This window comes from Rhodococcus jostii RHA1, from assembly GCF_000014565.1.
In the GTDB taxonomy this organism is placed as follows: domain Bacteria; phylum Actinomycetota; class Actinomycetes; order Mycobacteriales; family Mycobacteriaceae; genus Rhodococcus_F; species Rhodococcus_F jostii_A.
Window position 1 is genome coordinate 1,194,765 of the sequence record NC_008268.1, and the last position, 11,714, is coordinate 1,206,478.

11 protein-coding genes and 1 riboswitch are annotated in these 11,714 nt (G+C 68.7%); of the genes, 5 read left to right on the top strand and 6 right to left on the bottom strand.

What is annotated here, in order from left to right; genetic code table 11:
• Positions 1-43 precede the first annotated feature (43 nt).
• The 4 genes from RHA1_RS05415 to RHA1_RS44465 form a co-directional block, all read right to left on the bottom strand.
• On the bottom strand, positions 44-1,171 hold the full coding sequence (locus RHA1_RS05415) for a glycosyltransferase family 4 protein (protein ID WP_016880034.1): 1,128 nt from the start codon (positions 1,169-1,171) through the stop codon (positions 44-46).
• 43 nt (positions 1,172-1,214) lie between these two features.
• The gene (locus RHA1_RS05420; protein ID WP_011594246.1) at positions 1,215-2,576 is read right to left on the bottom strand and encodes a hypothetical protein; all 1,362 of its coding nucleotides are present in this window, start codon (positions 2,574-2,576) and stop codon (positions 1,215-1,217) included.
• Positions 2,577-2,625: 49 nt separating this feature from the next.
• A complete protein-coding gene (locus tag RHA1_RS05425) occupies positions 2,626-3,678 on the bottom strand; it encodes a C40 family peptidase (protein ID WP_011594247.1) in 1,053 nt (350 codons plus the stop codon).
• A gap of 379 nt (positions 3,679-4,057) precedes the next feature.
• Positions 4,058-4,603 (bottom strand): NlpC/P60 family protein, encoded by a 546-nt coding sequence (locus tag RHA1_RS44465; RefSeq protein ID WP_029537328.1) that lies wholly within the window; start codon positions 4,601-4,603, stop codon positions 4,058-4,060.
• 14 nt (positions 4,604-4,617) lie between these two features.
• Positions 4,618-4,782, bottom strand: a riboswitch (cyclic di-AMP (ydaO/yuaA leader).
• A 466-nt stretch (positions 4,783-5,248) separates the two neighbouring features.
• Here RHA1_RS44465 and RHA1_RS05435 point away from each other — a divergent pair.
• Both RHA1_RS05435 and RHA1_RS05440 read left to right on the top strand, forming a co-directional pair.
• Entirely contained in the window at positions 5,249-7,015 is a 1,767-nt protein-coding gene (locus tag RHA1_RS05435) for a DEDD exonuclease domain-containing protein (RefSeq protein WP_011594249.1), read from the top strand.
• Positions 7,012-7,287, top strand: a complete 276-nt coding sequence (locus tag RHA1_RS05440; RefSeq protein WP_005247708.1) for an Lrp/AsnC family transcriptional regulator — start codon at positions 7,012-7,014, stop codon at positions 7,285-7,287. Before RHA1_RS05435 ends, RHA1_RS05440 begins: the two co-directional genes overlap by 4 nt.
• A gap of 9 nt (positions 7,288-7,296) precedes the next feature.
• Here RHA1_RS05440 and trpD read toward each other — a convergent pair whose 3' ends face one another.
• Together trpD and RHA1_RS05450 are read right to left on the bottom strand one after the other, a co-directional pair.
• The gene (gene trpD / locus RHA1_RS05445; RefSeq protein WP_011594250.1) at positions 7,297-8,385 is read right to left on the bottom strand and encodes an anthranilate phosphoribosyltransferase; all 1,089 of its coding nucleotides are present in this window, start codon (positions 8,383-8,385) and stop codon (positions 7,297-7,299) included.
• A 43-nt stretch (positions 8,386-8,428) separates the two neighbouring features.
• Positions 8,429-8,899, bottom strand: coding sequence for a ribonuclease E inhibitor RraB (locus tag RHA1_RS05450; protein ID WP_011594251.1), 471 nt, complete (start codon positions 8,897-8,899; stop codon positions 8,429-8,431).
• Between the two features lie 127 nt (positions 8,900-9,026).
• Here RHA1_RS05450 and ctaE point away from each other — a divergent pair, with 127 nt between their 5' ends.
• The 3 genes from ctaE to qcrA all read left to right on the top strand — a co-directional run bounded on the left by ctaE (position 9,027) and on the right by qcrA (position 11,693).
• Complete coding sequence (gene ctaE / locus RHA1_RS05455; protein WP_005260123.1) at positions 9,027-9,638, top strand: aa3-type cytochrome oxidase subunit III; 612 nt, start codon at positions 9,027-9,029, stop codon at positions 9,636-9,638.
• A 64-nt stretch (positions 9,639-9,702) separates the two neighbouring features.
• Entirely contained in the window at positions 9,703-10,554 is an 852-nt protein-coding gene (gene qcrC / locus RHA1_RS05460; protein ID WP_081437413.1) for a cytochrome bc1 complex diheme cytochrome c subunit, read from the top strand.
• A complete protein-coding gene (gene qcrA, locus RHA1_RS05465) occupies positions 10,551-11,693 on the top strand; it encodes a cytochrome bc1 complex Rieske iron-sulfur subunit (protein WP_009473777.1) in 1,143 nt (380 codons plus the stop codon). Before qcrC ends, qcrA begins: the two co-directional genes overlap by 4 nt.
• The last annotated feature ends 21 nt before the right edge of the window (positions 11,694-11,714 follow it).

Genomic DNA, 11,714 nt, shown 5'->3' on the forward strand with positions numbered 1-11,714 from the left:
AGTACTTGTCAACCGCCCGCGGTTGACAAGTACTCACGGGCGGTCACGCAAGTAATGCCTGCAGCTTGGCGGCGAGCACGTCCCATCGCCACTCCGCCTTGACCCATTCGCGGCCGGCCGCACCCATCGCGGCTGCGCGGTCGCGATCCGACAGCACCGAGATCACCGATCGCGCCACCTCGGCCACCGACGTGCCGTCCACGACCATCCCGGTTTCGTTCTGCCGCACCGTTTCCGGGGCACCACCGGACTGTCCGGCGATCACCGGCACACCGGTCGCCGACGCCTCGAGGAAGACGATGCCGAGGCCCTCGACGTCGAGTCCCGCGCCTCTCGTGCGGCACGGCATCGCGAAGACGTCGGCGATCGTGTGGTGCGCCGCCAGCTCCGCGGACGGCACCGTGCCCGTGAACACGACGTGGTCCTCCACCCCGACCGAGCGCGCGAGCGAGCGCAGACGGTCCTCGTAGGGGCCGCCGCCGACGATCACGAGCACGGCGCCGTCGATGTGCTCGCGGATGCCCGGGAGCGCCTTGATGAGGATGTCCTGGCCCTTGCGCGGCACGAGACGCGACAGGCACAGGACCGTCGGCCGCTCCCCCAGCCCGTAGCGGGCCCGCAGTTCGGCCCGCGCCCCGCTGTCCGGGGTGAACAGGTCGGTGTCGACTCCGGGCGGCAGGTGTTCGAGCGCGGCACTCGCGCCGAACGCGGACGCGAATCGTCCCCTCGTGTACCGGCTGACGTACGTGACGACGTCGGTCCGGTCGCCGATCCGTCCGAGAGCCTGGCGGGCGGCGGGGAGCATCGACCAGCCGACCTCGTGCCCGTGGGTGCTCGCGACCACCCGTTCCGCCCCGGCGCGGCGCAGCGTCGAACTCAGCAGCGCGAGCGGGGCCGCTGCGCCGAACCAGACGCCCGTGCAGTCGTGTTCGGCGAGCAACTTGGCGGCACGGCGGGCGACGAACGGCGTGGGCACCATCAAGGTGGTGGGGTGCCGGACGACCTGAAACGGTTGCCGCGCATCGAACTTGATGTGCGAGTCGCCGCGCCAGCGCGGAGCATAGACGACGAAGTCGTCGGCGGGCAGGTGCTTGGCGAAGGTGTGCAGGTACGACTGAATTCCACCGGGTCGCGGCGGAAAATCGTTCGTCACCAACAGGGTTCGGCGCATGTGATCACCGTAGGCGGTGGACCGTGCGTAGGCCGACGCAGGGTCACCCCAGGTGAGCGCCCACCCAGTCGGTCCAGCGGCCGCGGAATTGATCGGCGTCGACGCCGAGGACGTCGGACAGCCGTCCGTCGACCGCCTCCGGGTCTCCCTCCCCCACGGCCAGCGTCCGGTACAGCTCCGTGAGCCTCGATTCGCCGTACTGCTCCGCGACGAAGGCGTTGATCGACCACGCCGTCTCGTAGGCGACCGAGCCGCGTTCGCCGTATCCGGAGAAGTCGGTGTCCTCGGGGAACTCGGTCGGCGGACCCTCGGCGCCCACCTGCGCGGTCAGCGCCGGCGCGATCTGCCGTTCGGCTTCGCCGGTACCCCGGTATGCCGCGTACTCCGCGTAGCCCTCCAGCACCCACATCGGTGAGCGGTCCACCGTCTCGGCGCGCGCCGCCACGTGGATCAGCTCGTGCCGCAGGATCGCCCGCCGGGTGACCTCGGTCAGCCGGTCCGCGGATGCGGGGCTGAACACGATCCGCTGTCCGGTGACCGTGGCGGCATCGGGGTCGACGGCGTCCGAGATGGCGACGGCGGCGATGTCGCGTCCGTCGTGATTCGGGCCGACGAGCGCCGTGAACTCGTCCTGCGATCCCGCGACCCACACGAGCGCGCGGCCCGCCCAGTTCGAACCCCACAGCTGAGTGGCGTTGACGACGGCGGCGGGAAGTTCGTCCGCCAGCCGGTCGACCATGGTGGCGTTCTCGGGATGTCCGAGCACCACCGACGTCCGCCCGTCACCGGTGTCGACGCGGCGCGACACGACGGGTCCGAAATCCCACGGTCCACGCCAGGTCCGCCGGTCGCCGTCCACGGTGGCGCTGTCGCTGACCAGTGCCCAGCGCTCGCCGCGCCGGGCGACGACGAGAGCCACCGGCTTTCGGGTGGGACTCTCGTCCGCGATCGCGTAGCGGAGCTGCACGGCGGGGGCCCACACCTCGTCGGCCCCGAGCGCGTCGACGAGACTCGACGGCACCGCCGTCTCGGCGCCCTCGGCGATCTCGTAGCCCCAGTCCGAGAATTCCACCCCGGCAACGTTGCCCGCCCGCCGCGTCTCGGCGGCCAGGAATCCCGGTGCCGCCGCCTGATCCATCAGACCGGACAGCCGGGCCGCGTCGTTCGTCCGCACGGCCGACGCCCACGTGTCGAGGAGCGTCTGGACGGCTGCCGCACGCGCCTCGGCGTCGGCTTGCGCGGTGCCGACGGCCCCGTCGGCGTCCCGCTCGGTCCGGGAGAACCCCGTCAGTGCGAGTACGACGACGACGGCGAGGACGAGTCCGGCCAGTGCGGCCAGCTCCCACGGGCGCGCCTGACGGCGCGAGGTCGGATCCGTTGCGGGAGACGGGTCTGAAGCGGGCACGCCGGTGAGTGTATGAGCACACCCGGCCGCCGCTGTCGGACGGTCGCCGTCAGTAGCGGCGCGCCCCGTAGAAGGGGAACTTCGCCATCGACTCGATCTTCACCGGAACACCGAACGTCGAGGCGTGGAGAATGTTGCCGTTGCCGGCATAGAGGCCGACGTGGGACGCGTCGTTGTAGAAGAGGACGACGTCGCCGGGCTGCAGGGCGTCGCGGGACACCGGGGTGCCGCCGCTGGCCTGCGCCTGACTGGACCTGGGCAGCGTCTTGCCGATCTGCTTGTACGCCCACACGACGAGTCCCGAGCAGTCGAATTCGTCCGGACCGGTGGCGCCCCACACGTAGGGGTCGCCGATACGGGTCATGCCTGCCTGCAGCGCGCTCGTGCCCGAGCCAGGGGTGAGATGCGCGAGGATCGTGTTCGGGTCGAAGCCGGGCGGGAACGGCGTCCCCGCCAGCTGGTCGCGTTCGGCGCCGGTGAGATCTCCGAATGCCTTGATCACGTCGGCGATCTGCGCCTGCAGGTCGCTCTGCTTGCGTTGTAGATCGTCGCTCACCGCTTTCGCTTGCTCGGTCGCGGAGCGTGCGGCATCCGCGGACTTCTTCGACGCCTCGGCGGCCTTCGTGGCTTCCGATGTGGCGGACTGGAACTGCGCGACCTGATTGCGGGTGTCGTTGGAGATGGCGTCCAGAGCGGACATCTGGTCCAGGAGCTGCTGCGGCGAATCGCTCACCATTACGGCGAAGAGGCGATTGGTCCGTGCGCCCTGGTAGTTGGCGGTGGCGAGCTTGTTCACGACGGGCTGGAAGACGGCGACGCGCGCGTTGGCGGCGTCGAGCACACCCTGGTCCGCCGCGAGCTCGGCGTCGGCGTCGCGTTGCGCCGACTGCTTGGCCTCGAGATCGATCTGCGCGTTGTGGAGTGCCTCCGACGTCTGCTCGGACTGCCGGGACAGGTCACCGAGCTTTGTCAGCGCGTCGGTCGGGTTGGTGGTGACCGGGTCTGCACCCGCCTGGATCGCGGGCAGCGACACGAGCGCCACCGACAGCACGCCGGCGGTCAGCACGCTGCCCAGGGAGCGCTTCATCTTGTGTGAGGCCACGGAAATGCAGTTCTCCGATCGTCGCTCTCCACCAGCCGGGTCGGGTGTCCGATGCGCGGCTCAGGGATTTCCTCGGCCGATGCGACCGTGGAGTGCCGAAGAGGTGGTGACCCGCGTTGCCGCCCGGTTGGCGCGACAAGACTTCGCAAGGTCTCGGATAGGTTACGGAATGGCATACGTTTGTGTCCACCTGTGTCACGAACGGGGTGGCGGGGACCACCCGACGGGTGAACGACACGCTGTCTGCCTGGGGCGCAACGACATCGAGGGTGGGTTCGAATCGTGATTCGAACCACCCTCGGTGGTCGTGCGAGATCCTACGAAGCTACCCCGTGCATCCCCGCGCTCGACTCGGTGGATGCCTCGCGTCGCGTGTGGATCAGTAGCGGCGTGCGCCGTCGAAAGGCATGGACGCGATGGGCGCCAGCTTGACGGGCTGCCCCTCGGTGGAGGCGTGGATCACGTTGCCGTTGCCGGCGTAGATGCCCGAGTGCGATCCGCCGTAGAAGGAGACCACGTCGCCGGGGCGGAGATCGGACTGCGACACGGGAGTGCCTGCCGCCGCCTGCGCGTAGCTGGTGCGCGGCAGGTTCAGTCCGGCCTGCTTGAACGCCCACTGCACCAGACCGGAGCAGTCGAACGAGTTGGGGCCGGCGGCGCCGTAGACGTACGGCGAGCCGAGCTTGGTCTGTGCGGCCTGAACGGCCTTGTCACCTGCGGTGCTGGCCGGCGCCGGGGGCGCAGGCAGGTTCGGGACACCGGGGATCTGCGGGATGACGACACCCGGGATCTCGAAGGTTCCGACTCCGGGGATGGTGACGGGATCTGCGGCCGCGGGGGCCGCGGTAGCGGTGAGCGCTCCGACTGCGAGCGCGCCGGCGACGACTGCCCGTCGCACATTCCGCTTGGAAACTTGTGACGCCACGAAAGGGGTACTCCGTTTCTTCCATTCATCCGCCGACCGAGTTAGCTGACGGGTTCGGGCTGGGAAGATCAGCCCTACCCACCGGTGCGTGAGGACGTCCCGGCGGGATTCACCCCAGTAGAAACTTGGGTTCCCGGTACGGCCACTCTCGCGAGAGACCGATTAGGCGGTGACTAGCGATGCTGCCCCGGTGTTGGGGCTGCGAGACTCCGCTAGGTCTCAGGAAGGTTACGAAATGGAATACCCCGATGTCGACCGGGACACGCGGAAAGTGTCCGTTTGGGCCGATTTGGGCTTCGCGGGCGCGCGATACCCACATTCGGTAACGACTGGATAACAGGCGGTTGGTTTCCGATCCCTTTTCGATAGCGGGAGTGGGCATTTTCGCGGAGCCTGACGACTCCCCGATGTCTTCTCGACCAGTGTTCCTGCTGTTCAGCGGGGTGCCGCGGACCGCACCCGCCGCACGCGCCGGACCTGCCGGCACCGGTCCCCGCCCCGTCCGGACCCCTCCTTCGCGGTCGCGCGCCCGACCCTCGCACCGCCCGCGACCGTCGCCCGAGGCGGGCAGTGTGATCCTCGTCTCTCCGGGCTCTTCGGGCTCGCCGGGCGGTTCTGTCGGTGCCCGTCCATACGCTCTGAGCCGTGAGCGTCCCCGGTGTACCCGAACAGCTGAGATTCGACGAGCTCGACACCCCACTGCGGGACACCACGTTCGTGGTGGTCGATCTCGAGACCACCGGAGCGCGGCCGGGCGAGGACGCCATCACCGAGATCGGCGCCGTGAAGATCCGCGGTGGCGAGGTGATCGCCGAAATGGCCACCCTCGTCGACCCGGGGCGGTCCATTCCCCCGCACATCGTGGAGATCACCGGCATCACCACCGCCATGGTGATCGACGCCCCGCGGATCGAGCGAGTGCTGCCGGCGTTCCTCGAGTTCGCACGCGGGGCGGTGCTCGTCGCGCACAACGCCCCGTTCGACACAGGCTTCCTCAAGGCCGCCGCGTCCGCGACCGACACCCCCTGGCCCAAGTTCACCGTGCTCTGCACCGTCAAACTGGCCCGGCGCGTCCTCAGCCGCGACGAAGCGCCGTCGGTCAAGCTGTCGTCGCTGGCCCGGCTGTTCGACGTCGGGACCACTCCGACCCACCGCGCACTCGACGACGCCCGTGCCACCGTCGACGTCCTGCACGCCCTCATCGCGAGGGTCGGCAATCAGGGAGTGCACAGTCTCACCGAGCTCGTCGACTACCTTCCCGACGTCTCCTCGCACCAGCGGGCGAAACGCTCGCTCGCCGGCCATCTCCCCCATGCCCCCGGCGTCTACCTCTTCCGCGGACCGTCCGACGAGGTCCTGTACGTCGGCACAGCCACCGATCTGCGCCGGCGGGTGCGCAACTACTTCACCGGCTCCGAGACGCGCGGCCGGATGAAGGAGATGGTGGCGCTGACCACCCGGATCGACCACGTCGAGTGCGCGCACGCACTCGAGGCCGGTGTGCGCGAGCTCCGGCTGCTGGCAGCGCACACGCCTCCGTACAACCGGAGATCCAAGTACCCGAAACGCGGCTGGTGGATCACGCTCACCGTGGAGGCCTTCCCCCGGTTGTCGGTGGTGCGTACCCCGACCGCCGACTCGCTCGGTCCGTTCCGGTCGCGCTCGACCGCCGTCGACCTCGCCGACGTCCTCGCCGAGTACTGCATTCTCCGCACCTGCACGAGCCGCATCCCGAAGGGAAGGGAGCACGGTCCGCAGTGCCCACCCCGCGAGCTCGCAGGCTGCCCGGCGTCCGTCCACGACCGCGCCACGGAGGACGCCTACCGTCCCGGACCGGAACTCTTCCGGCAGTTCCTGCGCGGCCTGGACGACGCGCCGCTGCACCGCATGCGCGCACAGGTGGAGGAGCTGGCCGCAGGCGAGTTGTTCGAGAACGCCGCACGCCTGCGTGATCGCACCGCCGAGGTCGTGCTCGCGTTGCGGAGGATGCAGCGCCTGGCCGCCCTCACCGCGCTCGATCAGCTCGTGGCCGCTCGCCCGGCCGCGACCGGCGGCTGGGAGTTCGCGGTGATCCGTTCCGGGCGGCTCGCGTCCGCGGGCTGCGCGCGGCGCGGAATCCACCCGATGCCGGTGGTCGATGCGCTCGTCCTCACCGCCGAAACCGTCGTTCCCGACGCAACTCCGCTCCGCGGCGCGTCCCCCGAGGAGGCCGGACTGCTGGCGCGCTGGCTCGACCAGGAGGACACCCGCATCGTCAGCGCCTCCGCGGGCTGGTGCGAGCCCGCACGGGGCGCCGGATCCTGGTCCGAGTGGTGCGCACTCGCGCGAGCGGGGAGCGCGTCGACACGGGACGCCGAGAGCCGACCACCCGCACCGGGTTCCGCCGACCACCGCTTAGGCTGGCGATCATGATCAACGCCATCGTCCTGATCCACGCCGAAGCCCACCGCATCCCGGAGACCGCTCAGGCCGTCGCCGACATCGAGGGCGTCGACAAGGTCTATTCCTGCGCAGGCGACGTCGACCTGATCGCGATCGTGCGGGTCCGGGACCACGCGAAGATCGCGGAGGTCGTCACCGAGGGAATCAACAAGGTGGACGGCGTCTCCCGGACGGCGACGCACATCGCGTTCCAGTCCTACTCCAGCGCCGACGTGGAAGCGGGCTTCTCGATCGGCGAGTAGCTCCGCCGGCTATTTGCTGGTGGCCAGTCCCGACGTGAGTTCGGCCCACCGCGCGAGCAGCGTCGCGGCCGCTCCGCTGTCGATCGACTGCGCCGCCGTCGAGAGTCCGTCCGACAGCGCGTCTTCGAGCGTGCGGCCGCCGAGTCCCCGGAACGCGGCGATCGCCGCCGCGGCGTTGAGGAGGACCGCGTCGCGTACGGGTCCGGTCTCACCGGCGAAAAGTCGCCGCGCCACCGCCGCGTTCACCTCGGCATCGCCGCCGCGCAGTTCGTCGAGCGACACCCGCGCGATCCCGATGTCCCTGGGGTCGAGCTGACGGGTGGTCACCGCCCCGTCCGCCACGATGTGCACGGTCGACGTGGTCGACGTCGTCAACTCGTCCAGGCCGTCGTCACCGCGCACCACGAGCGCCGAGTTGCCGCGCTGCGCGAGCACACCGGCCACCACCGAGATCAGGCCCGGGAACGCGCAGCCGATGAGGCCGGCCCGCGGACGCGCCGGATTGGTGAGCGGTCCGAGCACGTTGAAGACGGTCGGGATGCCGATCTCCTTGCGCGGCGCGCCCGCGAACCGCAGGGCGGGATGGAACACCGGCGCGAAGCAGAAACCGATGCCGACCTCCCGGACGCAGCGGGCCACCTCGTCGGGGCCGAGATTGATCTTCACCCCGAGTGCCTCGAGAACGTCCGCCCCGCCGCTCTTGGACGACGCCGCCCGGTTTCCGTGCTTGACGACGCGAATGCCGGACGCCGCGACCACGAGTGACGCCATCGTGGAGATGTTCACGGTGTTGGATCGGTCACCACCGGTGCCGACGATGTCGACGACGTCGTCGTCGACGGGGACCTTGCGCGCGTGCCCGAGCATCGAGTCCGCCAGTCCGCGCAACTCCTCCGGTGTCTCGCCCTTCATCTTCAGGGCCACACCGAACGCCGCGATCTGCGCGGACGTGGCGTTGTCGGACATGATCTCGTCCATCGCCCATTTCGCCTCGTCCACCGACAGGTCACGTCCGTCGGTGAGCGTGCCGAGGACCGACGGCCACGTGCGTGCCGGCCGCACACCGTCGTTCGTCCCCTGAGCAGTCGGGCTCTGCATCGTCGTGTCCCCTTGCACTAGTGGCGGATCCGGTCCTGGCAGCCTAGTCACCGGGCGGATCGGACTCGCGCGCCGGTTGCGTCGCGTCCCAGCCGTCGACCGAGCCACCGAGCCGCTGCGCCAGCCCGGCCATTCTCGACCGTTCCTGAGAACAGTGCAGCGCATCGAGGATCTGGACTCGCTGCAGCACGAGTCCGACCGTCGCACCGTCCTCGGCCGGGGATGCCGGACCGTCCGCATCCTGCGGTCGGTAACCGTCCTGCGCGGCGATCGACACGGCGTCGGCCACGGACGACGCGGGCAGCCGCAGATGGTGCCGCAGCACCGCTTCCGCGTCGGCGTCCCACCGCGGATCCTCGGCGGCGGCGCGGTCGAGCGCGGTCGAGCACGCCTCCACGTCGTCGAAGCTCGAGGCGACGACCACGAGGTCGGGTCGATCCTGATCGAGGGGGGCCGGTTGCCGACTGCCGAACAGCCTCCGCAGCCACCCCGTACTGTTGTCACGAGAGCGCATGGCTCCACCCTTTCACGGTCCGCCACCAGGGCTGTCAGCAGGGAGAATCGGACAAGCGGGGCGCGTTGACGCGCCGAGGGTGGACCCGGGTAGTCGTCTCTTACGACGAAGCGTCATACTTCTGTCTGTGACGAGCGCAGTAGGGACTTCAGGATCAGCAATCACCCAACGCGTGCACTCGCTGAACCGACCTAACATGGTCAGCGTTGGCACCATCGTGTGGTTGTCAAGTGAGCTCATGTTCTTCGCAGGGCTCTTCGCCATGTATTTCGTGGCGCGAGCACAGGCGAATGGGAACTGGCCGCCGGAGCCGACCGAGCTGAATCTGTTCCTCGCCGTACCGGTGACGCTGGTGCTGATCGCCTCGTCGTTCACCTGCCAGATGGGTGTGTTCGCGGCCGAGCGCGGCGACGTCTTCGGCCTCCGCCGGTGGTACCTCCTGACGCTGGCGATGGGCACCTTCTTCGTCCTCGGCCAGGCGTACGAGTACATCCACCTCGTCGAGCACGGCACCTCGATCTCCAGCAGCGTGTACGGCTCGGTGTTCTACATGACCACCGGCTTCCACGGCATGCATGTGATCGGCGGCCTCATCGCGTTCGTCTTCCTGATCGCACGTACCAAGGTCAGCAAGTTCACGCCCGCCCAGGCCACCGCCGCCATCGTCGTCTCGTACTACTGGCACTTCGTCGACATCGTGTGGATCGGCCTGTTCGCCACGATCTATTTCATCCGTTGATCAGCTGAACGCCCCAGGCAGCCCCCTGACGTCCAGTCCGTCCCGACATACCAAAGGGATACAGATGAGTTCATCCCCCCCTCCCGCATCCGATACCACAGCGTCTGCCTCGAAGGCACGCCGCCAGCGGAAGCTCCGCAGGCGCGTCACGGGCGCCCTGGTCCTGATGATGGGACTGGTCAGCGCCGGTTTCCTCGCGTCCGCGTTGACGCCGACCCCGCAGGTGGCCACCGCCACCGACGATCAGGCAGCACTGATCCGCGAGGGCAAGCAGTTGTACGACACCTCGTGCATCACGTGCCACGGCGCGAACCTGCAGGGTGTGCAGGATCGCGGACCGAGCCTGATCGGTGTCGGCGAAGCAGCCGTGTACTTCCAGGTGTCGTCGGGACGCATGCCGGCCTCGCGTAACGAGGCCCAGGTCGAGCGCAAGCCCGTCAAGTTCGACGCCGAGCAGACGGACGCCATCGGCGCGTACGTCCAGGCCAACGGCGGCGGCCCCACGGTCATTCGTGACGAGAACGGCGAGGTCGCCCAGTCGTCGCTGCGCGGCGGCGACATCGGACGCGGCAGCGAACTGTTCCGCCTCAACTGCGCGTCCTGCCACAACTTCACCGGGCGCGGCGGTGCGCTCTCGTCCGGTAAGTACGCGCCGGTCCTCGACCCGGCCAGCGAGCAGCAGATCTACACCGCGATGGTCACCGGCCCGCAGAACATGCCCAAGTTCTCGGACCGTCAGCTGACCCTCGAGGAGAAGAAGGACATCATCGCCTACATCAAGTCTTCAGGCGAGACGAAGCAGCCCGGCGGCTACGGACTCGGCGGCATCGGTCCCGCCTCCGAGGGCTTGGCCATGTGGGTCATCGGAATCATCGCTGTCGTCGGTGCAGCACTGTGGATCGGAGCAAGGTCATGAGCGACGCTGGCCAGCCGGGCGGCGCCACGCCAAAGAAGTACACGGATGCAGAACTCGAGAACCTGAGCCGCGACGAACTGGTCGAGCTCGGCACCAACCTCGACCACGTCGACGTCGCGTTCCGACGCAACCGCTGGGCGGTTCCGGGGACGAAGGCCGAGAAGCGCGCAGAGCGGTCGGTCGCCTTCTGGTTCGCTCTCTCCGGCATCTCGGCGATCGCGTTCATCGCGATCTACCTTTTCTGGCCCTGGGAATACGCAGGCGCCGGCGAGGAGCACTACTCGGCCTACAGCCTGTACACGCCGCTGATCGGCCTCACCATGGGTCTCGCCATCCTCGGCCTCGGTGTCGGAGCGGTGCAGTTCACCAAGAAGTTCATCCCCGAAGAGGTGTCCATCCAGGACCGCCACGACGGTGGATCGTCCGAGGTCGACCGCAAGACGATCGTCGCGGAACTCGGCGACTCGTTCGACACGTCGACGCTGGGACGCCGCAAGCTCCTCAAGCGCACCCTCATCTTCGGCGGCGGTGCCCTCGGCATCATGTCCGTCATGCCCCTCGGTGGTCTGATCAAGAACCCGTGGGCCAAGCGCGACGACTCCCCGCTGTGGGTCTCGGGATGGACCCCCCGCTACGAAGGCGAAACCATCTACCTGCGCCGCGACACCGGTCGCCCCGAGGACGTCGTCCTCGTCCGCCCGGAAGACCTGGACGCCGGCGCGATGGAAACGGTGTTCCCGTTCCGCGAGTCCGACCGCGGCGACCACGACGCACTGCTCGAGGCGCTGCGCGGCATCCGCAACGCGACCATGCTCATCCGCCTCCGCACGGAGGACACGGCGCGGGTCACCAAGCGCAAGGGCCAGGAGAGCTTCAACTACGGCGACTACTTCGCCTTCTCGAAGATCTGCACCCACCTCGGCTGCCCCACCTCCCTGTACGAACAGCAGACCAACCGAATCCTCTGCCCGTGCCACCAGTCGCAGTTCGATGCGCTGACCTACGGAAAGCCGATTTTCGGTCCGGCCGCTCGTGCACTTCCGCAGTTGCCTATTACAGTGAACGAAGAGGGTTTCCTAGTCACAACGGGTGACTACATCGAAGCTCTCGGCCCGGCATTTTGGGAGCGTCGACCGTGACCGACAACAAACCGTCCAAAC

Bases quoted from the DNA above. Each gene is read 5' to 3' on its own strand.
- RHA1_RS05415 (WP_016880034.1), bottom strand. From the start codon at position 1,171: ATGCGCCGAACCCTGTTGGTGACGAACGATTTTCCGCCGCGACCCGGT.
- RHA1_RS05440 (WP_005247708.1), top strand. From the start codon at position 7,012: ATGATCAACGCCATCGTCCTGATCCACGCCGAAGCCCACCGCATCCCG.
- trpD (WP_011594250.1), bottom strand. From the start codon at position 8,385: ATGCAGAGCCCGACTGCTCAGGGGACGAACGACGGTGTGCGGCCGGCA.
- RHA1_RS05450 (WP_011594251.1), bottom strand. From the start codon at position 8,899: ATGCGCTCTCGTGACAACAGTACGGGGTGGCTGCGGAGGCTGTTCGGC.
- qcrC (WP_081437413.1), top strand. From the start codon at position 9,703: ATGAGTTCATCCCCCCCTCCCGCATCCGATACCACAGCGTCTGCCTCG.
- qcrA (WP_009473777.1), top strand. From the start codon at position 10,551: ATGAGCGACGCTGGCCAGCCGGGCGGCGCCACGCCAAAGAAGTACACG.